The sequence below is a fragment of the Shinella sp. M27 genome (assembly GCF_049199905.1).
Taxonomy (GTDB): Bacteria; Pseudomonadota; Alphaproteobacteria; order Rhizobiales; family Rhizobiaceae; genus Shinella.
This window is the reverse complement of sequence record NZ_JBLZPK010000003.1, coordinates 82,117-105,821: the sequence shown is the minus strand read 5'-3', so window position 1 is coordinate 105,821 and position 23,705 is coordinate 82,117. Positions and strand designations below refer to the sequence as shown.

19 protein-coding genes and 1 pseudogene are annotated in these 23,705 nt (G+C 63.3%); 2 read left to right on the top strand and 18 right to left on the bottom strand.

Annotation, left to right across the window (positions count from 1 at the left end; genetic code table 11):
* The first annotated feature begins 447 nt into the window (after positions 1-447).
* Positions 448-1,470, top strand: a complete 1,023-nt coding sequence (gene rsgA, locus ACOZK4_RS00935; RefSeq protein ID WP_313524664.1) for a ribosome small subunit-dependent GTPase A — start codon at positions 448-450, stop codon at positions 1,468-1,470.
* A 117-nt stretch (positions 1,471-1,587) separates the two neighbouring features.
* Here the strand turns inward: rsgA and ACOZK4_RS00930 are convergent, their stop codons facing one another.
* Genes ACOZK4_RS00930 through ACOZK4_RS00900 form a run of 7 tightly spaced genes read right to left on the bottom strand, consistent with a single transcriptional unit; the run spans position 1,588 to position 8,690 of the window.
* Entirely contained in the window at positions 1,588-2,856 is a 1,269-nt protein-coding gene (locus tag ACOZK4_RS00930; RefSeq protein ID WP_421589930.1) for an amidase, read from the bottom strand.
* The gene (locus tag ACOZK4_RS00925; protein ID WP_421589929.1) at positions 2,853-4,022 is read right to left on the bottom strand and encodes a substrate-binding protein; all 1,170 of its coding nucleotides are present in this window, start codon (positions 4,020-4,022) and stop codon (positions 2,853-2,855) included. Before ACOZK4_RS00925 ends, ACOZK4_RS00930 begins: the two co-directional genes overlap by 4 nt.
* A 52-nt stretch (positions 4,023-4,074) precedes the next feature.
* Complete coding sequence (urtE, locus tag ACOZK4_RS00920) at positions 4,075-4,770, bottom strand: urea ABC transporter ATP-binding subunit UrtE (protein WP_421589928.1); 696 nt, start codon at positions 4,768-4,770, stop codon at positions 4,075-4,077.
* Entirely contained in the window at positions 4,770-5,459 is a 690-nt protein-coding gene (locus ACOZK4_RS00915; RefSeq protein WP_421589927.1) for an ATP-binding cassette domain-containing protein, read from the bottom strand. Before ACOZK4_RS00915 ends, urtE begins: the two co-directional genes overlap by 1 nt.
* Positions 5,456-6,436 carry a branched-chain amino acid ABC transporter permease gene (locus ACOZK4_RS00910; protein ID WP_421589926.1) on the bottom strand — a complete coding sequence of 327 codons (981 nt, stop codon included), beginning with the start codon at positions 6,434-6,436 and terminating at the stop codon, positions 5,456-5,458. The genes ACOZK4_RS00915 and ACOZK4_RS00910 overlap by 4 nt, the downstream gene beginning before the upstream one ends.
* Positions 6,433-7,281 (bottom strand): branched-chain amino acid ABC transporter permease, encoded by an 849-nt coding sequence (locus ACOZK4_RS00905; RefSeq protein ID WP_421589925.1) that lies wholly within the window; start codon positions 7,279-7,281, stop codon positions 6,433-6,435. Before ACOZK4_RS00905 ends, ACOZK4_RS00910 begins: the two co-directional genes overlap by 4 nt.
* The gene (locus ACOZK4_RS00900; RefSeq protein ID WP_421589924.1) at positions 7,281-8,690 is read right to left on the bottom strand and encodes an amidase; all 1,410 of its coding nucleotides are present in this window, start codon (positions 8,688-8,690) and stop codon (positions 7,281-7,283) included. The genes ACOZK4_RS00905 and ACOZK4_RS00900 overlap by 1 nt, the downstream gene beginning before the upstream one ends.
* A 100-nt stretch (positions 8,691-8,790) precedes the next feature.
* On the opposite strand from ACOZK4_RS00900, the gene ACOZK4_RS00895 reads away from it, so the two are divergent.
* Positions 8,791-9,744, top strand: a complete 954-nt coding sequence (locus ACOZK4_RS00895) for a LysR family transcriptional regulator (RefSeq protein ID WP_421589923.1) — start codon at positions 8,791-8,793, stop codon at positions 9,742-9,744.
* Between the two features lie 448 nt (positions 9,745-10,192).
* Here the strand turns inward: ACOZK4_RS00895 and hisN are convergent.
* The 11 genes and pseudogenes from hisN to ACOZK4_RS00840 all read right to left on the bottom strand — a co-directional run bounded on the left by hisN (position 10,193) and on the right by ACOZK4_RS00840 (position 23,693).
* Positions 10,193-10,966, bottom strand: a pseudogene (gene hisN, locus ACOZK4_RS00890) (histidinol-phosphatase).
* 13 nt (positions 10,967-10,979) lie between these two features.
* Positions 10,980-11,918 (bottom strand): phosphotransferase, encoded by a 939-nt coding sequence (locus tag ACOZK4_RS00885; RefSeq protein ID WP_421589922.1) that lies wholly within the window; start codon positions 11,916-11,918, stop codon positions 10,980-10,982.
* An 11-nt stretch (positions 11,919-11,929) separates the two neighbouring features.
* Complete coding sequence (locus ACOZK4_RS00880) at positions 11,930-12,682, bottom strand: phosphotransferase (RefSeq protein ID WP_421589921.1); 753 nt, start codon at positions 12,680-12,682, stop codon at positions 11,930-11,932.
* A 163-nt stretch (positions 12,683-12,845) separates the two neighbouring features.
* Positions 12,846-14,114 carry a Zn-dependent hydrolase gene (locus ACOZK4_RS00875; protein WP_421589920.1) on the bottom strand — a complete coding sequence of 423 codons (1,269 nt, stop codon included), beginning with the start codon at positions 14,112-14,114 and terminating at the stop codon, positions 12,846-12,848.
* Positions 14,107-14,865 (bottom strand): DeoR/GlpR family DNA-binding transcription regulator, encoded by a 759-nt coding sequence (locus tag ACOZK4_RS00870; protein WP_421589919.1) that lies wholly within the window; start codon positions 14,863-14,865, stop codon positions 14,107-14,109. Before ACOZK4_RS00870 ends, ACOZK4_RS00875 begins: the two co-directional genes overlap by 8 nt.
* The gene (locus ACOZK4_RS00865; protein ID WP_421589918.1) at positions 14,855-16,678 is read right to left on the bottom strand and encodes a dipeptide ABC transporter ATP-binding protein; all 1,824 of its coding nucleotides are present in this window, start codon (positions 16,676-16,678) and stop codon (positions 14,855-14,857) included. The genes ACOZK4_RS00870 and ACOZK4_RS00865 overlap by 11 nt, the downstream gene beginning before the upstream one ends.
* Positions 16,678-17,586 carry an ABC transporter permease gene (locus ACOZK4_RS00860; protein WP_421589952.1) on the bottom strand — a complete coding sequence of 303 codons (909 nt, stop codon included), beginning with the start codon at positions 17,584-17,586 and terminating at the stop codon, positions 16,678-16,680. Before ACOZK4_RS00860 ends, ACOZK4_RS00865 begins: the two co-directional genes overlap by 1 nt.
* 10 nt (positions 17,587-17,596) lie before the next feature.
* Entirely contained in the window at positions 17,597-18,577 is a 981-nt protein-coding gene (locus tag ACOZK4_RS00855) for an ABC transporter permease (protein ID WP_313524622.1), read from the bottom strand.
* A 63-nt stretch (positions 18,578-18,640) separates the two neighbouring features.
* The gene (locus tag ACOZK4_RS00850; protein ID WP_421589917.1) at positions 18,641-20,206 is read right to left on the bottom strand and encodes an ABC transporter substrate-binding protein; all 1,566 of its coding nucleotides are present in this window, start codon (positions 20,204-20,206) and stop codon (positions 18,641-18,643) included.
* A complete protein-coding gene (locus ACOZK4_RS00845; RefSeq protein ID WP_421589916.1) occupies positions 20,179-21,648 on the bottom strand; it encodes an amidase in 1,470 nt (489 codons plus the stop codon). Before ACOZK4_RS00845 ends, ACOZK4_RS00850 begins: the two co-directional genes overlap by 28 nt.
* A gap of 377 nt (positions 21,649-22,025) precedes the next feature.
* Entirely contained in the window at positions 22,026-23,693 is a 1,668-nt protein-coding gene (locus ACOZK4_RS00840; RefSeq protein ID WP_421589915.1) for an amidohydrolase, read from the bottom strand.
* Positions 23,694-23,705 lie beyond the last annotated feature (12 nt).

Here is a 23,705-nt window from a genome sequence, read left to right as displayed (position 1 = left end):
AGCTCTTGATGGGATGTAAACCTCTGGCACCTGTTGTCAGCGGAAATGCAGTCCGCCCATCTGCTAATCTCCGTCCGCCGCCTTGAGCGGGACCGAACCGGCGGCGACGAATTCGTTTTTTGTGCGAATACCTGTTAGAGCAATAGCATGCTGAGAATGACGGTCGGACATCATCTTCAGGTTTGGAAACATTGGACCGAAGCTGGAGAGTATTTATGGGTTGGAAAACGCCAAAGTTTGAATACGTGAATGGGTATAAGATCATCGAGATCGATGGGCCTGCCTTCCAGGTTTCCGACGGCGACAGTCACTTGGGGGAGCCTTTCCCCTATTCCGGCGAGGCTGCTGCTTACGCGAACTCTTTGCCAAAGCGAGAACGGCACTGCGGCTAGGTAGAAGGCCTGTGAAAACCATCAGTAAGCTCCCTCAGTGAATGCGAAGCGGAATTTGACAAACGCACCTCTTCCCACATCCCTGGAGTTGCTTGGTTGGTCTGATTTCTTCGCAGATCAGATCAAGCCTGCCGAGGAAGACCTCGTGCCACGGCGTGTCGCATCAGTCCACCGGGCACGCATCGAGGCAATCGGTGTTGCAGGGCCAGTCGAGCTGGAACTTTCAGCCAATGCCAACACGGCGGATTTTGCGGTAGGCGACTGGGTACTAGCCGATCCGTCGTCTGACATGTTTGTTCGCCGGTTCGATCGAAAAACCGTTTTTCAGAGACGTCCGGAGGTCGGACGTGGCCAGCAACTCGTTGCTGCCAACGTCGATACACTGTTGATCGTGACATCGTGCAATGCCGATTTCAACACTGACCGGCTGGAACGTTATCTCGTCATGGCCAACCAGGCAGGAAGCAACCCGGTCGTCGTGCTGACAAAGGCTGACACCGCTGACGACGTTGGCCTTTTCCAGACGCAGGCCGAGGCTCTACAGCGTGACCTGCCTGTCATTGCACTGAATGGACGCTCCACCGATGTAAGCCTTCTTCTGCGTCGCTGGTGCGGTGCTGGCCAAACGATCGCCCTTGTTGGATCATCCGGGGTCGGAAAGTCGACGCTGGTGAACACGCTGACCGGTCCTGCCTATGGCTCGGAGCAGAAAACCGGCAGTATTCGCGAACATGATGCGCAAGGCCGTCACACCACGACCGCGCGATCCCTGCATGCCATTCCCGGTGGCGGTTGGGTTATCGATACGCCAGGAATTAGGACGCTCTACGTCAGCGATGTCACCGATGGCATCGACACGCTTTTTGCCGACATCGTGGAACTGGCGCCGCTTTGCCGATTTCGAAATTGTACCCATGTGCATGAACCGGGCTGCGCAGTTCAGGCTTCTGTCAAAAGCGGCACTTTGGCCGCCGACCGCGTTGAACGGTGGCGAAGCCTTGTTTTTGAGAACCGGGATAGAACACCGACCATCAGCGGCCCTCGCGGCAACAAAATTGTTCGAAAGCAGAAATATTGAAGGTCAGCACACTTTGATGGGATACGAACGGGCAACCGATCGCAGAAATGCACCATGAATTCGGCCGCATTGGCACCGGCGTCACGTAATCGACACGCTAACTCCAGGCGCGTACCGTTACACAAGCGGCAGCGCCAGCGTTCCATGGTCGTCATTTCGGGCGGCGACGACCTGTAAGCTACCGCCATGTGCCGGCAAGGCCGCGGCGGGATGGCCCGTATGGTCGAAGAGGCAGGTCAGCCGGACCAGTCCATAGGTGAAATCCCGCTTCTTTCCACCGACATCCAGGGTTGCCGCGGCTTTCGGTGCCTTGGCCATTGCAGTCGTGGGACTCACGATTGCCACGCCTTCTTCAAGGATCGAATCGACCGCCGCCCGCATCTGCTGGCGGTCGCGGCAGGCGGCAAGGTATGCCGACATGCCGATCGATTCAGCATGATCGACGGCACCCCGTCCCTCTCGCGGCAATTCGGCGCCGGGGACGACGAAGCCGCGGTAGAAGGCGGCCGTCTCGACGCAGAAGATCGTGCTGTGAACGCCGCTCACCCGATCGAGCGCAGGGAGGCGGGTTTCAGACAGCGTGATGCCGGCGCGTTCCAACGCTTTCAGCGTTTGAGCAAACGTTTCTTGTACGTCTTGCACGCATTCCGCAATCCAATCGGGATCGAAGACGACATGCCGTGCCGCAGGGCTGGGCGACAGGTCGGGCGCAAGCGCGTTGGCCACCAGCGATAGATCCTCACGCGTGCGGGCCATCGGACCGACATGATCCAGCGACGGCACGAGGGGCCAGACACCTGCCAGAGACCACCGGCCGAAACTCGGTTTCAAACCCGCGACGCCACACAGCGCGGCAGGGATGCGGATCGATCCACCGGTATCGGTACCGATTGCCGCATGGCAAAGCCCCGCCGCCAGCGCCGCAGCGGAACCGCCCGACGAGCCGCCGACGGAGAGACCGGGATCGACCGGGTGCACCACCTCGGCGGTCCGCACCCCGAAGGCGCCGGGGTCGCTGATCGTGGTGCCGACAATCGTCGCGCCAAGCACGCGCAGCCGCCCGGCGACCCAGCTATCCGCCGATGCTTTCCGGTTCCGCAGGAAGCGCATGCCGGCGCTTGCATGCGCCGGCACCGTGTCGATGTTTTCCTTCACCGCCACGCAGAGCCCTGCAAGCGGCCCCGCGTCGCGGCCTGCCGCCCTTGCAGCATCGGCAGCGCGAGCCTCGGCGAGCGCCGTGGCTTCCAATGTCTCGCGATAGGCGTTGATCCGGGGATTCTCCCGGACGATGCCCGCTAGCATCGCCCGGGCGATCTCCTCGGCACTTGCCGCGCCGGACAGGAAGGCGGCCCTTGCCGCCTTCGCCGAGGTGAGGATGTCGTTCAATTCAGGGTGCATCCGGGTACATCCGGGTCGATCTGGCCAAAATTCTCGACGGTTTCCCAATGGCCGTCAGGCGTGCCGCGGGCGAGGATGGAATTTGCGCGCAGGCAGTTGTTGGCGGCGAAATTCACCTTACCCTGCGGGGCGTCGAACTCCACCTCGCGCAGCGCCTTGATCACGGCCTCGCTGTCCGTCGATCCGGCCTTCTCCACGGCGGCGGCATAAAGGTATACACCGTCATAGGCCGCCTCGCCGATGGCGTTGATCGGCTTGTCGGCACCGTATTTCTTGGCGAAGGCCTCGGTGAAGATCTTGTTGCGCGGCGTGTCGAGCTTCATGAAATAGGCCTGGTTGGAAAGCGCGCCCGCCGTCAATTCCGGGTGGGCGAAGGAGAACAGCTCGTCCAGCGCATTGGAAAAGAGCTGCTGCTTGAAGCCGAAGGACTGGTATTGCTTCAGGGCCGTGATGACATCCGCGCCCGCCACCATCATCCAGATAAAATCGGGGTTGGCCGCCCGCGCGCGGTCGAAGATCGGTGCGAAGTCCTGCGTGCCGAACGGTGCGAACTCGGCGCCGAGCAGCTTGCCGCCGAGCTTTTCGATCTCCGTCTTGATGACCTCGGCCGAATTGCGCGGCCAGATGTAGTCGGAACCGATGACATAGACCGTCTTGCCGGTATTCTTTGTCAGCCAGCCGAGCGACGGCACGATCTGCTGGTTCGGCACCTGGCCCGTCGAGAAGAAGCTCCGGTCGCAGACGCCGCCCTCGTAATAGGTCGAGTACATCAGAATATGGTTCGCCGGGCTGGTGACCGAGCGGGCGGCGACATGCTCCAGCGAGGCGATCATGCCCATGGTCGCGGCGACTTCGTCCTCGAACACCAGCTTGCGCGCCTTCTCGATCGCGCCGCGGGTGGTGGTCTGGTCGTCCTCGACGACATATTCGATCTTGCGGCCGCCAATGCCGTTGGCCGCGTTCAGTTCTTCCACCGCGAGCTCGAAGCAGTGGAGCTGCGTTTCACCGAGAATGGTTTCAAGGCCGGTGAGACCCGACAGGAAGCCGAGCTTGATCGTGTCGGCAGCGCGCAGGATGGACGGTGCTCCGAGCGCCGAGGCGGCGGCGATGCCGGCAAGGCCCTGGAGCGCGCGGCGGCGGGTGATAAGCGTCATTGTAGTTCCCCTTTTGGTTCGCCTTGATGCAATCCCGGCCACCCGGGCGTCTTCAGATGGCCAGATACCGGTGAAGCGTCTCCTCTTCGAGCGTCTGCGGTGCGCTTTCGTGCACGATGCGCCCCTTCTCCATGAACAGCACCCGGTCGGCCGCCGAGAGGCCGAGATCGAGGTTCTGTTCCACCAGAAGCACGCCCAGACCCTTTTCGGCCGCGAGCTTGCGCAAGATATCGCCGATCATCTGAACGATGTTCGGCTGGATACCCTCGGACGGCTCGTCCAGAAGCAGGAAATCCGGCGCGGCGGCGAGCGCCCGGCCAAGCGCCAGCTGCTGCTGCTGCCCGCCCGAAAGCGTGCCGCCCAGCTGGTTGCGGCGCTCGGCAAGGATAGGGAACATCTCGAAGATCTCGGCCGGCACCGTCGCACTGCGGTCCCGGCGGGCACGCGTACCCATCGTCAGGTTGTCTATCACCGAGAGCTTGTGGAAGATGCCGCGACCCTGTGGCACATAGGCAAGGCCGGACCGCGCGATCTTTTCCGGCGGCAAGCCGGCAACGGCGCTGCCGCTAAGCGCAACCTGTCCCGCCCAGGGCCGGTTGAGGCCGATCAAGGCCTTCATCAGGGTCGTCTTGCCGACGCCGTTGCGGCCGAGGATCGATACGACCTCGCCCTTTCGGACCGACAGGGTGACACCTTGCAGAACCTCGGTGCTGCCGTAGCCTGCGCGCAGATCGTTCACATCCAGCATCACGCACGCCCCAGATAGATATCGCGCACCATCGGGTCGCGCTCGATTGTCGCAAAATCGCCTTCCGCGACGAGCCGGCCCTGATGCATCACCACGGTCCGGGCGGAAAGCGCCCGCACGAAATGCATGTCATGGTCGATCACCACCACCGTGCATGTGCCGCGAAGCGACAGGAGGAGGTCGGCCACGGCCTGGGTCTCCTCCGGCGAAAGACCCGCCGTCGGCTCGTCGAGCAGCAGCAGGCGCGGCTTGCGGATCAGCCCCATGGCGATTTCCAGCCATTGCTTCTTGCCGTGGGCCAGCACCTCGGCGCGGATATCGCGCTCGGCGGCAAGCCCGGTGCGCGCCATCACTTCTTCCGTGTCGCCACCGCCAGCCACAGCCAGGTTTTCCGCGACCGTCAAAGAACCAAAGACCGACGGAACCTGGAACTTGCGGGCGATGCCGGCGCGGGCGATCGCATGGCGCGAGAGCCGATCGATCGGCTTGCCATCGAACAGGATGCAGCCGGAACTCGGCGCGATCGCACCGCATATCATGTTGAGCAGGGTGGATTTTCCGGCTCCGTTGGGTCCGATCACGCAGGAGACCTCTCCTGCGGCAAAGGTTACGCTGACACCTTCGACCGCGACCAGCCCGCCGAAGTGGCGGCCGAGACCTTCGGTTCGCAATTCTCCGCCGACCATCATACCGCCCTCCCTTCCTTCATTGTCTTCCAGCGCGTCCAGAGTTTCTGCGCGGCAGCGGGCAGGCCATCGGGGAAGAAGAACACCATGGCGAGGAAGAACGCGCCGATGAACAGCGGCCAGGCCGACGCGCTGAGCGTGGAGACCTCCTGCTGCAGCCGCCAGACGATCATCGTTCCGGCGACGGCGCCGATGAGGGAACCGCGACCGCCGACCGCGACCCACATGATGACCTCGGTCGAGAGAAGAAGGGCGATCATGTCCGGAGCGACGAAGCCGGTTCCCGTGACATAGAGCGCGCCTGCAAGCCCCGCGATCAGCCCAGACAGGACGAAGACCACGAGCAGGTGAAGCGACGTGTTGTAGCCAAGCGTCTGGGCCTTGCGCTCGTCATCCTCGATTGCTCTCAGAACGAGCCCCCTCCGGCCGCGCAGCCCCGCCCAAAGGGTAAGCACGATACCGAACAGCACGGCAACCACGAGATAGTAGAAGACCTTGCCGGTGATCGGGATGCCGATGGTGAGCGGTGGCACGCCGATCAGACCGGCATCGCCGCCGGTGATGGAGGACCAGCCGATGGCGATCTGCTGTGCGATCAGGGTCAAGGCCAGCGTGACGATGGTGAAATAGGCTCCGCGCACCCCGCCGAAGATGACGAAATAGCCGACGGCGAGCGCGATCATGCCGGCAAGGCCGACACCGAAGGCAAGCCCCGCAAGACTGCCCCAGGCCGCGCCTGGCGCCACGTGGATCGTCATTATCGCCATACCGTACGCGCCCGCACCGAAGAAGGTGGCGTGGCCGAAGGAGAGGACGCCGGTACGCCCCCAGAAAAGATCGAGCGAGACGGCAAAGAGCGCGAAAAGCAATATGTCGCGAAGGCCGGAGACCCCGGAAAACGAACCGAATGCCGGGTAGGCCGCGAGCGCCGCCATGATGGCGAGGGTGATGAAAAGCCAGGTCTTGTCGCGTTGTGTCATCCCGGCACCAGCCCCTGCGGACGGAACCGCACGATGACGACCGCAAGGATCAGCACGCTGGCCTGCGCCACGGTGATCGGTACGGTGGTGGAAAGCAGCGATTCCAGCCCTCCCACGAAGGCCGACCCGGCGACGACGCCGGGGATGGAACCCGCGCCGCCGACAAGGACGACGAAGAAGGACCGTGCAAGATAGTTGACGCCCATCAGCGCCGTCACCGCGACGAGCGGGGCGATGAGGACGCCGGCAAGGGCCGCAAGCGCCGCTCCGCTTGCAAAGGCTCGGCGATAGACCCTCTCGGCATTCACGCCAAGCGCCCGCGCCATGCCCGCATTCTGGATCACCGCGCGGACATCAAGGCCGAAGGGGGTCTTCCGGAAGGCCAGCACACAGCCCGCCATGACCGCAAAGGCGAAGACGATGAGGAAGAGCCGGTAGGCCGGATAGGTGGTGCCGAGTATTTGCACCGAGGCCTCGAACGGCGCGGTCACCGGCCGGGGTGCGGCGCCATAGATCAGGATGATCGCCTGCTGCAGGATGAGGCTCAGCCCCCAGGTGGCGAGAATTGTGGAGATGGGTCTATCGTAGAGGCGCCGGATCACCGTAACCTCAAGGACCGTGCCGAGAAGATAGCCGACAACCGGCGCAACGATGAGCGCCAGCCAGAAAGAGCCGCCGGCCGCCTGTACCGTGAACAGCGTATAGGCCCCGATGGTCACGAACTCGCCGTGGCTGAGATTGATGATGCCCATCAGGCCGTAGATGATCGCAAGCCCCAAGGCGACGAGCATCAGGATGCTCATCAGCGTCAGCGCATTGAGGGAAAGTGAGACGATATCCGGCATCACTCTCCCCCCATCAAGCGGCCGGCCGCCTCGGCGGCATCGAGCACGAAGCCGTCTCCACCGCGTGGGCCGACGATCTGCAGGCCGATCGGCAGTCCTTCGGCCATTCCACAGGAAAGGGTGCAGGCCGGCTGCTGCGACAGGTTGATCGGGTAGCTGAAACCTGCCCATTCGGTCCACCGCGACAGGCCGGAACCCTCCGGCACCTCCCGCCCGGCCGCAAAGGGCAGGCAGGCGGTGGTGGGGGAAAGAAGCAGATCATAGTCTGCGAGCAGACGGTCCATCGCCGCACCAAAGCGGGCGCGAGCCTGCTGGGCGAGAATGTAATCGACCAGGCTGAAGCGCGATCCTTCCGCCGCGGCCTCGAGGAAGCCGGGATCGAGGTCCCCATGCATGTCGGCCGGAATTTGCGCGAGGCGGGTTGCGGCCCCCGTCATCCAGTGCGCGTGGAACATCTCGTGCAGATCTTCGCCTGGCAGCCGAACCGTCTCGACGATTGCGCCTGCAGCTTCGATCTGCCGGATCGAATCCAGGACAACCCGTTCGATGGCGGGATCCAGCGATCCCGTCGGCGGCGTCATCCAAAGAGCAATTTTCCGCCCCTTCCAGCCGAAAGGCCGGGGATCGAGCGAGGGCATCTCGCCCCAGGGCTGGCTCCAGTCCCGCAGGTTTCGTCCCGCCATGGCGGACAGCATCGCCCGCGCATCCGCCGGGCTGCGGGTCATCGGACCGATATGGGCGACCGTTCCGAAGACGCTTGGCGGATCGGCCGGGACACGGCCGAAGGTCGGCTTCAGGCCGAAGGTTCCGGTGAAGGCCGCCGGCACCCGGATCGATCCGCCGCCATCCGTGCCGAGGTGGAGGACGCCAGCGCCGGTCGCAGACGCAACAGCCGCGCCACCGGAGGAACCGCCGGGCGTCCGCTCAGGATTCCAGGGATTCCGCGTGATCCCAAAGGCCGGGCTGTCGGTCACGGCCTTCCAGCCGAATTCCGGCGTCGTGGTCTGGCCGATGAAGACGGCCCCGGCCGCACGCATGCCCGCAACGCACGGCGCATCTCTGGTCATCGGCGCGGCATCGGTTGCCCGGCTTCCGTACCGCACCGACCACCCCTCGACATACACGATGTCCTTGAGCGTGGTGGGCACGCCATCGATGGCAGAAAGCGCCGCGCCGACCCGCCAACGGGTTTCGGCCGCGCGGGCGGCCTCCAGCGCGCCCGCATGATCGATTAGGGTGAAGGCATTGAAACGCCGCTGGACGTCCTCGGCTCGAGCAAGGGCCGCGCGGGCGACCTCCACCGGCGAAAGCGTACCGGCCCCGAAGGCGGCGGTCAGGGCGGCGACATCCACGCGGCAGAGGTCCGGCGCATCGGAGATTGGCGATATGGACTGGCGGCTGCTGTTCAACGGCGTCTTCCCTCCTGAAAACCAGTGAAGACAGCATGGCCGAAATAGTGCAGTCTATAAAATGCAAAATATGATGCTGATTGCTACATGGAATGGATGAATGAACCTGACCCTTCGACAGCTTCGTTATCTCGTGCTTGTCGCGGAGACGGGATCGATATCGGCTGCGGCGCGCGCCTGCCGCATTGCGCAATCATCCATTCTGGCTGCCGTGGGCCAGGCGGAAGGCGAGATGGGCTCGGGGCTCTTCGAACGCCGCCCCTCCAAGGGCGTCACGCTCACGCCGGCCGGTGAGCGTTTCATCGCGTCAGCCCGGCGCCTGCTCTCCGCCGAGGCCGAATTTGAGCGCACGATGGACAAATACACATCCGGCATGCCGCCGGTCCTGAAGATCGGCTGTTTCGAGCCTTTTGGCGCCTTGTTCATGCCGGAGCTCCTGCATCGGTTCGTCGCGGGGTACGATACGGAAATCCAGCTCTTCGAGGGCGAGCAGCCGCAGCTCCTGACCTGGCTTGAAACGAACATGGTCGATGCGATCGTCGCCTACGATATCGGCCCCGGCCTCCCCGCGGATGCGGTCACCCTCGCCCATGTGCCGGCGCACGCCCTGCTTCATGCCGACGACCCCCTTGCCCAAAAGGAATGCCTCAACCTCGCCGAACTGGTGACGCGCCCCCTGGTGCTGCTCGACCTTCCGCAGACCTCCGGATATCTCGTGACGCTTTTCGATCTCGCAGGCCAGAGACCGCGAATCTCGTTTCGCACCCGCGGCTACGACACCGTTCGCGCCGCCGTGGCATCAGGCTTTGGCATGTCGATCCTCAATATGCGCCCAATCGGGCTTGGAAGTCCAGACAGCGACCGGCTCGTACGCCGGCCCCTGATTGAAATCCTGCCGACGCCACGCCTGATGATCGCGGATCGATACGGAGGCGCAAAGCCGGTCTTCCTCCGCCGATTTACCGAGCTGGCGCGTGATTTCTTCGCGGAAATCGGCCCCGAACGTTACGCCGTCGCCCTACCAGATCGATATCACAGCCTCGTGGCGAATTGATGAAAACGATAGATAAACGAATTCGTGCAACGGGGGTAGACCGTCTGAAAACTCCCATTAAGCGTCGCCTTGACGCCCAAACAGGCCGAGCGGCTGCTTTGGAGAAATTTGCGGCCCGCGTGAACGGCCGGAGTGGAGGCGCAAAGCTGCCAAAGCCGTGCACTTACTTCGCCTTAAAAGGATGTGAACTGACGACCCCGCACCGGAGTGTTTTATGGGCTTGCAATGCTCACATCATGATTGCGGAAACGGTTTCGGTCAGTCTGGGAACCCCTGGGACTTTGCTTTGATATCGTTGTGACGACGGGCATCCATCTATGCTTCCTCGTTTACCTGGGGCATGTTGGAAATTGAGGACGTCGGCAATCATCGGCCGAGCGAGCAAAAAAAGACCGGCGCCCGTGGCGCCGGCCAAGCCGCAGAGACAAGGGACGCTCTGCAGGGGAAGTCAAGCCGTCGCCAGGGCTGCCAGCGTCTGTGCATGCAGTTCGGCCGTCGCTGCCGCGACAATGGCGCCACCGCTTTCCGCTGGCCCGCCGCGCCAATCCGTCACCACACCGCCGGCCTGTTCGATGATCGGAATGAGGGCAACAATGTCATAGGGTTGCAGACCAGCCTCAACGACAAGGTCGATTTGGCCAGCGGCTAGCATTCAATAGGCGTAACAATCCGTGCCGTAGCGCGACAGGCGAATCCGCTGTTCCAGCCGGTCGAAAGCAGCCCGCTGGGCCGGATCGAAAATCGCGGGCGTGGTCGTGCAAAGCGTGGCATCGGCTAGATCTTTCGTTGCTCGCGTCGCAAGCCGGTTGCCGCCATGCGGCCCTTCGTAGTGAGAACCCTGCCCGGCCGCATAGAACAACTCGCCGATAAAAGGCTGCACCATCATGCCGGCGACGGCATTGCCGTGTTCCGTCAAACCAACACGCGTACACCAGAGCGGAATCCCGGAAATGAAGGAGCGGGTTCCATCGATTGTGTCGATAACCCAGACAAACCGCTTCTGCGAACCTTCTGCACCGAACTCCTCGCCAAGGATGCCATGACCCGGGAACTCGGCCCGGGTCAGCGCACGGATCGCGTTTTCCGTTTCCCGATCAGCTTCCGTCACGGGATCGAACCCCTCCGCAAGCTTGTTGGAAACCAGACCGGCCTGCCGGAACCGCGGCAAAGCCTCGCGCGCCGCCACCGCGGCGGGCCTGTGCATGAAGTCAACTGATATCATTGCATTGCCTTCCTCAAACCGCCTTCAGCCATTCTGCCCAGCGCGGATCGCTCATCACGAAGCGCGCCCGCATGTGCTTCCAGAAGCCGTATTTGAAGAAATCGAAGTCGAGACGGGAGATCCGGTTCTGCACCATGGCCCAGGTCGACCATTTGAGATCGACCAACGCCTTGAACAGGGAGACACGCGCAAGAAGCGCCGGATCGAAACGGCCGTAATATTCCTCGATCATCTCCGCCTCCACCTCCGGCGAGAAACACATCTCGCTGAACCACAAAGCAAGCTCGGCCGCGCGGTCATTGGTCGAGGCATATTCGAAATCGACCAGCATGACCCGCTGATCGGCATGCAGCAGGAAATTTCCGGCGAGCGTGTCGTTCATGCAAGGTGCGAGGTCGAGACCGGATGCCTCCAGGGCCTGCCGCGCCTCCCGGTAGCGTGCGTTCAGCCAGCCGAAGTCCTCCGGAAACTCGCCGCCGAGCACCAGAGCCTGATCGAAATGCTCGTCAATCATGTCGAATGTCGTCTTGCGCTGGGAGAGCGGTGTACTGTCGTTGAACGCCTTCAAGGCGCGCAGACCGTTGAAACGCACGACCGGGTCGAGGAAATCGGCATTGGTGGAGGTGCGCAGCCCCTCGACGAACTCGCTGACCTCCACACCCGTTTCCGGAAAGAAGTCGATGATGCGCGCGCCGACACCCGCAGCATGCGCCTTGCGGCCGGCCTCGTTGGCCGTGCGGCGATCGATGAACATTTCCGTGCCTTCGCCCGGAATCTTGATGAAGAAACTGTGCGGCGCCCCTTCGACATGCACCCGCCAGTTCGGATTGCTGATGCCTCCCGGCACCGACTCGTAGAAAATCGGGCGCTCCCGCCAGTCCGCCACAGCAAGGATAGCAGCCTCGATCGCCTGCTCGCCGGGAGATACGCCTTCACCCAAACTGCGTCGCATTCGCCCCTCCGTCAGACCTGTTTCAGCCATGTCTCGAAGCGCGGCCCCTCGATCACGGTCCGCGCCCGAAGCAGCCGCCATTCGGCGTATTTGAAGAATTCCACGTGTTTTCGCGGCGAGCGCGCCGCGCTGATGAAGCCCCACAGCGCCCACATCAGATCATCAGCCGCACCGTAGAGCCGCGCACGGGCAAGGGTCCGCGCATCCGGCCGACCAGTAGCGATCTCGATTGCGAGCAAGGCGTCGCCATCGAAGGGAAGCAGTTCGGCCAGCACCGTTCCGAGATCATGCGCGGGATCCGCCTGTCTCGCCCATTCGAAATCGACCAGTCGGACAGCGTTTGCCGGCCCGACCATGACATTCGACGATGCACCATCGGCATGGCAAGCAACACGATCGACGCCTGCCGCGGCAATTGCGGCACCAATCCGCCCGACCGCCGCTGCCACAGTTCCCACCGGCGCGGGCAGGATGGCGCCAGCCCCTTCGGCAAGCCCTCTATACGCCGCGACAAGATCGAATACGCTACGCTCCTCCGCTAGCGGCGCTGCGGTCTGGAAGCGACGTTTGGCAGCGAGCAGGTTTTCGAGTACGGCGGGGCGGCGGAGCACGTCGGCATGACCCCATGCCCATTCCTCGCCCAGCGCCTCGAAGACGAGAACACCCCGCGCGGTATCAGCATGCAGCAACCGTGGTGCGATCCCGATTTCTCCAGCCTTCCGGCTGGCTTCGGCGACGCGCTCCGGCGCGATGAAGTCCGCCATGTCATCATGCCGGTGCTTGATGAAGACCGGAGGCTGGTCAGGCACCGTCGCGAGACAGCAGATGTTCTCGACGGCTCGATGGACGGGAGACACAACACCCGCGAGCGGTGCAGAGAGAACCGCACCGGACAGGCCGACGGCGGCAAGAGCGGAGTGTATCGCCTCATCGTTCTGCATGAAACTCTCCCTCGGCGAGCCGCCGCAACATCTCCGTCAAAACCGTGAGGCCGGCCTCGACATCCTCCGGGCGTGTCAATTCGTCAGGATGGTGCGCGGCGCCATCGACGCTCGGAATGAAGATCAGGGCCGACGGAATGCCCGTATTTTGCAAAGCGACGGCGTCGTGCCCGGCCACGGAATGCATGCTTAAGGGCTCGAAGCCGCAGCGACGCGCCGTCTCGCCGGCAAGCGTCACCAGACGATCGTCCATGCCGGCAGGCGCGCGCAGCACGTCGGCGGCGATTTCCAATCGCGTGCCGGTTTCCCGCGCCGCCTTCTCGAACGCAGCGATTGCTACTGCCCCCGCATTCCCCAGTTCGGCAACATCGAGACCGCGTAGTTCGAACCAGACCATTGCGCGCTCGACCACGACATTCGGCGAATTCGGCTCGATGACGAGGCGCGCCGCCGAGCGATGGAGATGGGGATAATGCGCAGCGACAAGGGCCTCGAAGGCCGCGATGCCCTGGGCTGCGGCAAGAAGGGCATCGCGCCGATCCGCCATCGGGGTCGGCCCCGTATGAGCCGCACGGCCGATCCAGGCTGCGGTGATCTTGCGCGCGGCCCAGGTTCCCTCGACCACGCCGATACGCCGCACGGCCTCCGTCAGAATACGGCCTTGCTCGACATGCAATTCTACATAGGCGTCGGGGCGCGGCGGTACTTTGCCCGTTTCACCGGTCACACCGATGGCACCAAGAGCATCGCGCAACGCCACGCCAGCTCCATCCTCGAGAGCGAGCGCCTCTTCCAGCGGCAAGGCGCCTGAAAAGACCCCGCTGCCGGTGAGGCTCGGCTGGAAGCGCGCGCCCTCTTCATTCGTCCAGTTGACGACAGCGAGATTCCGGCGTGGCCGAAAACCGCCGGTGCGAACCCGCGCATCGAGATCGAGCGCGGCGCAGCCGGCCGCAAGAACGCCAAGCGTGCCATCGAAACGCCCGCCGCGCGGCTGGCTGTCGAGATGCGACCCGGCGAAAATCCAGCCGGCTCCTTCCCCCGCCCAATCGAAGCAGGCGAACTGGTTGCCGATCGCATCCGTCGCAATGCGGGCGCCACCTTTGGCCATCCAGTCAGCGAAAAGACCACGCGCCGCGCCATCTTCCGCGCTCGCCGCCAGCCGTGTGATCCCCTGCCCCGGATGCGCGCCAATCGCCGACATCCGGTCGAAAATCTCGATCACATTGGAGCCGGCCGTCACCGTCGCGCTATCCATGGATGATCTCCAGATCCTCGGCTTGAACGGCGGACATGAGAGCATCCGGCAGGCGGCGGTCCGTTACCAGCGTATGAACCCGGCTGAAAGGCGCGGTGATGACATTGCCGACCTTGCCGAATTTGGAATGGTCGGCGAGCATCACGCTTCGCGTTGTCTGCTTCAGCAGCACCTGACGGATGCGCGCCTCGTCCTCTTCGAAGTCCATGAAGCCATAATCGGCATTCACCGCCGCCGCGCCCATGAAGACCATGTCGAAATGGAACTGCTGGATGTAGGCGATGGTGTCATAGCCGACGAGATCCTGCTCCACCGGGCGCAGATGCCCCGGCGTCATCAGCACCTGAACGCCGAAATGCTCGCAGGCCGCCTGCGCGATGCGCAGAGAATTCGTGTAGAGCCTGAGTTTCTTGAAGCCGACGAGCCGGCGGGCGAGCGCCAGCGTCGTCGTGCCGGTGTCGAGGAAGATGACGCAGTCGTCGATGATGAGATCGCGCGCAAGGCTCGCCACACCGTCTTTTTCCAGCGCGTTCAGCTTGATGCGTTCGGTGATCGGCGTATCGGCGGTACGGCCTGCCGGGATGGCGCCGCCATGCACGCGCCGCACGGCTCCTTCGGCCTCGAGATCCTTCAGATCGCGCCGGATCGTTTCCCCGGAAACGCCGAATTCAGCCGAAAGCTCGAGCACACTGACACGCTGATCGCGGTCCAGGCGCTCCAGGATGACCTCCTTGCGGATCTCACTCGACATGAACGGCTTCCTCCTCATGCAGCGCCTCGTGCCGATGCAGGCAGGCGGCGTAGTTGCCCCCGGCAAGAGCCAGCAGCGGCGGGTCGGTTTTCTGGCAGTCGCCCTGCGCACGCGGACAGCGCGAGCGGAACGAACAGCCAAGCGGCAAGTCGATCGGGCTCGGCGGCTCGCCGTCGAGCAGGTATCGAACACGCGGAAAACGGTTATCCTCCAGCGTCGGCATGGCGCTCAGCAGCGCCCGTGTATAGGGGTGGTGCGGCTTTTCGAAAAGCGTGCTGTTGTCGGCCAACTCCACGATGCGCCCGAGATACATGACGGCGATACGGTGGCACATCCGGCGCACGAGTGCGAGGTCGTGCGAAATGAACACATAGGAAAATCCGTGTGTTGCCTGCAGCCGGTTGAAGAGATCCAGAAGCTCCGCCTGCTCCACCTGGTCGAGCGCCGACAGCGTCTCGTCGAGGATGAGCAGGCGCGGCTTCAACACCAGCGCGCGGGCGATGTTGATACGCTGGCGCTGGCCGGCGCTCAGGCCCACCGGCAGACGATCGGCAAGCTCCATGTCGAGCCCCACCTCGGCCATCGCCTCCTGTGCTCGCCGCGACACCTCCGCCCGGTCGACACCGTGAATGAGCAACGGCTCCTCGATCATGCGCTGGAGCGGCATGCCCGACGGCAGCGCCCCATAGGGATCCTGCAAAAGCAGCTGGAAAGACCGGCGCATTTCGGTCAGCGAGCGAGCGGAAAGATGAGAGAGGTCCTTGCCGAGAAAAGTAATGCGGCCGCCATCCGGCTGCTCCAGCCAGGCGAGAAGGCGGGTCAGGGTGGATTTCCCGCAACCGCTTTCGCCGACGATGCCGAAATTCTCGCCGGCCTTCACGGTGAAGGAGACGTCGCGCACCGCCTTCACCTCGTTATAGGCGTTAAAGGAACCACGGCGGCGCACAAGGTAGGAGCGCATGACGTTGTCGACGGTCAGCACCGCCTCGCCCTCTCGCGCCGGCGGGGCCGCCACATTCTTCCAGATCGACGGGATGCGTAAGATCAGCGCGCGCGTATACGACTGCTGGGGAGTTGCTGCGAGCTCCACCGTGCGGCCTTCCTCCACGATACGGCCGCGCTGCATGACGAGCGTACGCTCGGCGATCTGCGCCACCACCGGCAACGACGACGAGATGAAGAGAAAGGCAGTGTCGAGGCTCTGCCGCAAGCCGTCGATGAGACGGATGATCTGGGCGGCCACCGTCACGTCGAGCGGCTGGGTGATATTGTCGGCGATCACCAGCGAGGGATCGGAAACGAGCGCATCCACGATCATCACGCGCTGCATCATGCCGCCCGAGAACTGGAACGGCGCCTCGTGGAAGCGAGCAACCGGCGACGGAATGTGCACACGAGCAAGCAGGTCCAGCACCTTCTCGCGCGCCTCGGCCCGACCGATTTCCGGTCGCACGCAGCGTAGTTTCTCGACGATCTGCTGGCCGATGGGCAAGCGCGGATCGAGCGAGCCCATCGGATTGGATCCGATGAAGCCAATGCGGTTGCCGCGGATGGCGGAGAGCGCGCGCGGCGGCAGCGCCAGGACGTCCTTATCCTCGAAGACAACCTTGCCGGCCGCGATCTCCAGGGGTGTCGTCACAGCGCGCACCAGCGCACGAGCCAGCACCGACTTGCCGGATCCGGCCTCGCCGACAAGGCCAAGCACTTCGCCGGGCGCCAGAGAAAAGCTGACATCATCGACAATGCGCCGTTTGCGGCCTTCCCGATCGAGGTCGACACTGAGATTGGAGACGGCGAGAATGGGACCGGGCATTACGCTTCTCCTCGCAGAACCGCATTGCGCGCGCGCTCCAGCGCCGACCCCATCAGGTTGAGGCAGGTCAGCGAAACCAGCATAAAGACGCCGGGCATGGTGGCGATCCACCAGGCATTCAGAAGGTACTTCCGCGCATCGGCGATGACATTGCCGAAGGTCGGCGTGGGCGGCTGCACGCCCAGGCCCAAAAAACCGAGAATGGATTCGAAGATCATCATGCGGGCGATGTCGAGCACCGCGACGAAGGCGATCGGCGGCAGAACGACGGGCGCCACGAAGAGCAGCATGATACGCAAATCCGAAGCCCCAAGCACCCGCTCGCCCAGAACATAGCCGCGGCTTCGCTCGCCGAGCGCCACGGAGCGGGCGACGCGAGCATAGAGCGGCCAGCCGGAAAGGCCGAGCACGAGGATGATCGCCGGCACCGTCGGGCGGGAAACGCCGAGAATGGTGATGGCGAGAATGATCATCGGGATCGAGAGCTGCGCGTCGGTGAGCCGCATGATGACGGCATCCACCCAGCCGCCGCGGAACCCGGCATAGAGGCCCAAGCTGCAGCCGACGACGAACATCAGGACAACGGTGGTGATACCGATCAGCAGCGAATAACGTAAGCCCACCAGACAGCGCATCAGCACGTCGCGGCCGAGCTGGTCAGTCCCGAGAAGGTAAGGCCACTTCCAGCCCTCTGCCGGAAACGGCGGCAGGAGCTTGGAACCGTAGGCGATCTTGATCGGGTCGATCGAGCTTATCAGCGGCAGGAAGATCGCCAACCCGACGAGCAGGCCGAAACCGATCAGGCCTATGCGGAAATCCGTGCGTGCGGCCGCGATCTGAAGCATGCGCCGGGTGGGGGTGACACCCCGTTTTACCGCCGGACGCGCGGCAACGGTCTCATGAGCGATATCGGCCACGTCAATACTCCAGTCTCGGATCGATGGTCATCGCGATGAGGTCGACGAGGACGTTGATCATCACGAACATCACGGAAATGAAGATGGCGATGCCCTGGATGAGCGGGAAATCGCGTTGCAGCACGGCGTTGATCGTCAGGAGGCCAAGACCGGGATAGTCGAAGATGAACTCGATCACGAGGACACCACCGAGCAGCATGCCGAGCTGGACGCCGAGCAGGTTGATGAGCGGGATCGCCGAATTGCCGAGCGCATGGGAGAAGATCGTGCGGCTGCGGGTAAGGCCGCGGATCGGCGCCAGCTGGATGAAATCCTCGCGCATCACCTGCGCCACCGAAACGGTGAGCGTGCGCAGGATGAACGGCACGATCTCGACGGCCAGCACGATCGCCGGCAGGATCGTATAGCTGAAGCCGCGATAGCCAATGGCCGGCAGCAATTTCAGTTTCACCGACAGGAACAGTGTCAGGACGATGCCGAGCCAGAAATTCGGCGTCGATACGCAGATGGAGCCGATGGCAAGCGCCAGCTTGTCCGGCCACTTTCCCGGATAGAGTCCGCCGAGCGTACCGAGCGGCACAGCTACCAGCAGAGCCAAAGCAAGGGCGACGGCGGCCAGCTGAAGCGTCATCGGCAATGTGGCGAGGATAAGATCCAGCACCTTGGCCCGCTCCTCACGAGTGGCATCATCGAAGGATGCGCCGCCGAGGCTTGCCCCGCTCTTCGGTCGCACGAAGGACGTGCCCAGATCGCCGGTCACGAGATCGCCGAGATAGGACACGAACTGGACCGGAATGGGTCGGTCGAGGCCGAGCTCCTTGGCCTTCATCGCCACCACCTCGTCCGGCGCCATGCCGCCGACGATGAGGCGCGCGGGATCGCCCGGCACCACGCGCAGGAGCGTGAAGATGATGAAGGTCACGAGCAGAATGATGAGCGCTCCCTGCAGGACGCGTCTCACCAGGAACGATAGGACGAACATGCGTCTCCCCTTGCACTGATCGGTATGGAGCGGCCGCCCCTCAGGGACGGCCGCCGCTTGCCATCAGGCGAGGGTCGCCTTGTTCGCGTCCATCATGCCGTTCGGATAGAAGTACATGCCGTCCAGACCCTCGCGCATGGCGTGGATGAAGACCGAGGTGAAAAGCGACAGCGCCGGCACCTTGTCGGCCAGCATCGGCATCACCTCGTTCTGGATCACCGCCTTGCGTTCGGCAGGATCCAGCGTGTTGCGCTCCTTGTCGAGCACCGCGTCGAGATCCTTGTCGTCAATGCCGCAGATGCGCTTCGAGATCGAATGGAAATGGGTGCGCAGCACGAGGTCCGGTTCCGGCGAGCCCGTCGACCAGCCGCAGTCGATCATGTGCCCCGGTCCTCCGCCCGGACGGTCGTAGAGCCGCTCGTTCCAGGCCGCCACTTCCATGACATTGAGCTTCACCGGGAAGCCCTGCTCCTGCAGCATGGCCGTGATGACCTCGCCATACTCCTTGGTCTTCGGATAGAAGCCGACCGAGGTGATGTATTCGAGTTCCGGCAGGCCCTCACCCTTCGGGAAGCCCGCCTCGGCCAGAAGCCGCTGGCTTTCCTCCGGATTGTATTCCGGATAGTTCGGCGTATCGACGTAGCCGAACTTGACCGGCGAAATCCAGGCTTTGGAGGCGTGGCCGGAAACACCGAGGATATCGAGCAACACGGCGCGGTCGATGGCATGGGCGGCCGCTTTGCGCACGCGCGGATCGTTGAAGGGCGGTTTGGAGCAGCGGAACCAGAGATATTTGTTCTCGACGGAAACCGCCTTGTTCAGCTTGTAGCCGCCGGTTTCCTCAATGGTCTGGACCTGCTCGGCCTCGAGACGTTCGATGAGATCCGCCTCCCCGTTGAGCAGTGCCAGCGTGCGCGTGGTCGCATCGCCGACGAAGCTGAAATTGATGCCGGGAATGGCCGGTTTGCCGAGATAGAAGCCGTCGAAGGCTTCAAGCACCGTGGTATTGCCGTCCTGGCGGGCAAATTTGAAGGCACCCGTGCCGTTCGGACGGGAGGACAGCGTCTTCGGATCGGCGACATCCTTTGCCGACATGATCGGCAGGAAGGCGGAGAGGAACCAGAAGAGGCTCGCCGGGTAACCGCCCTTGTCGGTCTTGATGCGGGCGACATTATCGCTCACCACCTCGACCTCGCAGGGGCCGGGATACCAGGCTGCCGGCCGGTCGGGCTGGCTGGCATATTCGAAAGTCGCCTTCACGTCTTCGGCGGTGAAAGGCTTGCCGTCGTGGAAGGTCACCCCCTCGCGCAGCGTGAATTCGAGCGTGTGCTCGTCGACGAGCTTCATGTCGGTCGCCAGTTCCATCACCAGCTCGTCCGGCTTGTCAGGCCGCATCGGCGCACGGGTGAGATAGCCGAAGACGAAACTCTCCAGATTGATCTGGGCGAGCGTGGTGTGCGAGGACGGATCCCAGTTGCCGGTCAGGTTCTCCGCCGACATGAAATTGAGGACCTTGCCCTCGGCGGCATGCGCCGGATTGACGAAAAAGGCAGTGTTGAGGACCGGAAGGCCGACGGCGACGCCAGCGAGCGCGGAACTCTTTAGGAATGCTCTCCTGTTGAATTGCATGACGATTTCTCCGCAGTTGGATTGCTGGGTGTTCCCCACCCCGCTTTGTCGCCAGCAACGACAAGCGGAGGTATTTTATTTTGGAAAAGGTGATCTTCGGCCTGCTGGCAAAACGCCATGACAAGCGCATCGGCATGCCGCCGGCCAACGACCTGAAGGCCGACCGGCAGGCCATTCACCGTCAATCCGCAGGGCAGCGAGGCCGCAGGGTTGCCGGACAGGTTGAACGGATAGGTGAAGGGCGTCCAACCGGTCCAGGCCAGCACCTCGGACGGCGACGTGAAACCTTCCGGTGCCTCGCGGTCGGCGGCGAAAGGCTCGACCGGCACGGTGGGCAGAAGCAGCAGGTCGATATCCTCGAAAAGTGCGTGGACGCTGCCGGCGAATTCCGCGCGCGCCTTGGCCGCCCAGAGATAGTCGGCGAGATTGTAGCGTGCCGAAGCTTCGACGAGACCGCGGAAACCGCTGCCGAAAGCCGAGAGATCCGCCTGCGCACCATAGGCGACGCCACGGCCAGCGACCCAGAGCGTTTCGAAAATCCGGATCGGATCCTGCCAGTCCGGAACGACCGTGTGGATATCAACACCAAGCGCCGCCGAAAGGGTCGCAACGGCTTGCCGCACCACCCGGTCGATTTCAGGCGTGACCGAAAAGCCGAACAGGCTCGGCGCGAAGCCGATGCACAACGAACCGAGAGATTGTGGCACGGTATAATCGGCGCCGTCATCGGGCAGCGCCTGATGGTCGCGCGGATCCGGTCCCTTGACGACGTTGAACAGGACGGCACTGTCCTTGGCCGAAAGGCTCATCGGACCGGCATGAGACAGCATTTCCGTGGCACTCCACGGCCAGGCCGGTACGCGCCCCAGCGAACCCTTCATGGCGAAAACGCCGCAAAAGGCCGCCGGGATGCGCACGGAGCCGCCGCCATCGGACCCCAGCGTGAAGGGGACCATGCGCGCAGCAAGCGCCGCACCGGAACCGGAACTCGAGCCGCCACTCGTCAGTTCCGGGCTCCAAGGGTTGCGCGTCGGCCCATAGAATTGCGAGTATCCGGAGCCGGACCACCCCATCTCCGTTGTCGTCGTCTTGCCGATCATGATTGATCCGGCATCGATCATCCGCTGGACAATCGGCGCCGTCGCCTTGGGAGCGAAATCCTTGTAGGCGGCAGAGCCGCGTTGGCAGAGCCTGTCAGCGACGAAGAAAAGATCCTTCACGCCCATCGGAATGCCATGAAGCGGGCCACGCAACCGGCCTTGTGTCCGCTCCCGGTCGCAGGCACGCGCCTCGTCCAGCGCTTCCGTTTCATAGACCTGACTGAAGGCGTTAAGGATCGGGTTCAATCGCCGGATGCGCTCAAGGCTTTCGCGCACAAGCGCCTCGGACGTGAGGCCGCCGTTAGCAAGTGCCGATCTGAGTGCAAGAACCGAAAAATCCACGACCTTCATCTCCAGTTATGTGGATTTATGTTGGATTTGTGGAAATTGTCAATATGCAAAAAACCCACAAAATGCACAACGAAGCGCGCACCATGTGATGCGGACTGATTATCGTACGTGTTGTTGTCGTCTGACCTTGTTGAACTGGTCTACCAGTAACGAAGGCTGGACGCGGTAGGGCGAAACTCGCCCACGTCGCTTCTATGTCCATCGCCCTGCTGATGGCCAACGAGGTCATCGCCGCATATCTCAAAGTCAGCAGGACGCCGCCGACAGTCTTAGGTTTGAAAAAAGCTCTTGAACGGATGCGAACCGGCGGCCCCGCTGTTGCAGAATGCGCACGGACTCGAGATTCTAATCGCGGATCTAATGGCCGACTAAGCGCCTCTGCGATAGCTGACTTTGCCGCCACAAATCGTGATCGCAGGCTCCGCCTCGTGCAGAACATCCGCCTGCATCAGCTCTATATCGTGGGAAAGCACGACGATATCGGCGAGATAGCCGCATTTGAGGCGGCCCTTGCGGTGTTCCATGAATTGGGCATAAGCACCCTCAACCGTATAGGCCGCGATCGCCTCCATCAGCGTGCAATCCTGGGCGGGATAGCCTGGAGCAAAAGGCTTGCGGCGGATAGCGGCCTGGATGCCGAGGATCGGTGAGATCGGTGAGACAGGCCAGTCGGAGGCGAACGGAATGTGGGCGCCGGCTTCACGCAGGGTGCGTGAGGCCCAGGCATAGGGCCAGCGTGCCTGGCCGACGCGTGACAGCGTGGGCTCCAGCGGCAGGTTCATTGCGCCCGGCGGATGCTGCGGCTGCATGGCGGCGATGACGCCGAGGTCGACCAGCCGCTGGATGTCGGCGGGGCGGATGACCTCGACATGTTCGATGCGGTGACGGCTGTCGCGCGCACCGTTTATGCGGCGGGCATGCTCGTAGCCATCGAGGATGGAGCGCACGGATCCGTCACCGCAAGCATGCACCGCTATCTGCAGGCCTCGCCGGTCAGCCTCGGCGGCGAAGGCATTGAAACGCTCCTGCGTGAACAGCGGCTCGCCGTGCCAATCGGTGCGGTCGGCGTAGGGCTCGTCCATGTAGGCCGTCCAGCTATCCAGAACGCCGTCCATGAAGGCCTTCACCATGCCCGAGGACAGCCATTCGGACCGGTAGCGCTCGGCCATGATGGAGGCCTTTTCCAGCACATCGGGCGTCATGAAATTCTTGTAGTGGAAGGGAATCTGGGCCCGCACCGAGAGCGCGCCTTCGGCTTCGATCTCGGCCAGCAGTTCGAGCTGGTAGAGATTGCCGTCCATGTTGTGCAGCGACGTGATGCCCTGGCTCGCGCAATAGTCAAGGCCGCGCTTGGTCATCTGCCTGTCGGCCGCGCGCTCGGCGTCCGTCGGTGGACGATCCGGCTCCCCGCCCGTGATGAGACCGAGCGACAGGCGCAGTTCACCGCTCAGCTCCAGCACGGGCTCGAAGGCGCCCCATTCCCGCAACTCGCCGCCGGCAAGCCCGTCCGCGCCCATGAGGATTTCGTTGCCGGGCGGCAGATCCCTGCCATGCAGCAGGCCGGCCGCCTCCAAGGCACGGGTGTTGGCCCACATCGTATGCCCCTCCGCCGCGGTCATGGCGAAGGGGCGGTCGGCAACGATGCGGTCGAGATGATGCCGCGTGATCCGCTCGCCATTGGGTAGTATTTCGTGATCCGCACCGTTGGCACGAAGCACCGTAACCTCAGGATTGGCCTTCGCATGGTCGCCGATCTTCTGCGCCAGCGCATCGAAGCCGCGCACAGCTCCCAGATCGAGACCGCCCAGTCCCATGGCACCCCAGGCAAGATGCATGTGCGACTCGATGAACCCAGGCAGGACGGTTGCGCCCCGCGCATCGACCATCTCGGTCGAGCCGTTGCACAGGCCGAGAATCGCGGCCCGCTCGCCGATGGCCAGGATCTCGCCGTCCTTGACGGCGATGGCCTCCGCGCGCGGAAGAGACGGGTCCATGGTCAGGATTCTGGCATTCTCGATGATCATATCGGCGGACATGGCGCAAAGCTC

Coding starts and splice junctions, on each gene's coding strand:
- ACOZK4_RS00925 (WP_421589929.1), bottom strand. CDS start 4,022: ATGACGCTTATCACCCGCCGCCGCGCGCTCCAGGGCCTTGCCGGCATC.
- urtE (WP_421589928.1), bottom strand. CDS start 4,770: ATGCTGGATGTGAACGATCTGCGCGCAGGCTACGGCAGCACCGAGGTT.
- ACOZK4_RS00915 (WP_421589927.1), bottom strand. CDS start 5,459: ATGATGGTCGGCGGAGAATTGCGAACCGAAGGTCTCGGCCGCCACTTC.
- ACOZK4_RS00910 (WP_421589926.1), bottom strand. CDS start 6,436: ATGACACAACGCGACAAGACCTGGCTTTTCATCACCCTCGCCATCATG.
- ACOZK4_RS00905 (WP_421589925.1), bottom strand. CDS start 7,281: ATGCCGGATATCGTCTCACTTTCCCTCAATGCGCTGACGCTGATGAGC.
- ACOZK4_RS00895 (WP_421589923.1), top strand. CDS start 8,791: ATGAACCTGACCCTTCGACAGCTTCGTTATCTCGTGCTTGTCGCGGAG.
- ACOZK4_RS00885 (WP_421589922.1), bottom strand. CDS start 11,918: ATGCGACGCAGTTTGGGTGAAGGCGTATCTCCCGGCGAGCAGGCGATC.
- ACOZK4_RS00880 (WP_421589921.1), bottom strand. CDS start 12,682: ATGGCGGACTTCATCGCGCCGGAGCGCGTCGCCGAAGCCAGCCGGAAG.
- ACOZK4_RS00875 (WP_421589920.1), bottom strand. CDS start 14,114: ATGGATAGCGCGACGGTGACGGCCGGCTCCAATGTGATCGAGATTTTC.
- ACOZK4_RS00870 (WP_421589919.1), bottom strand. CDS start 14,865: ATGTCGAGTGAGATCCGCAAGGAGGTCATCCTGGAGCGCCTGGACCGC.
- ACOZK4_RS00865 (WP_421589918.1), bottom strand. CDS start 16,678: ATGCCCGGTCCCATTCTCGCCGTCTCCAATCTCAGTGTCGACCTCGAT.
- ACOZK4_RS00855 (WP_313524622.1), bottom strand. CDS start 18,577: ATGTTCGTCCTATCGTTCCTGGTGAGACGCGTCCTGCAGGGAGCGCTC.
- ACOZK4_RS00850 (WP_421589917.1), bottom strand. CDS start 20,206: ATGCAATTCAACAGGAGAGCATTCCTAAAGAGTTCCGCGCTCGCTGGC.
- ACOZK4_RS00840 (WP_421589915.1), bottom strand. CDS start 23,693: ATGTCCGCCGATATGATCATCGAGAATGCCAGAATCCTGACCATGGAC.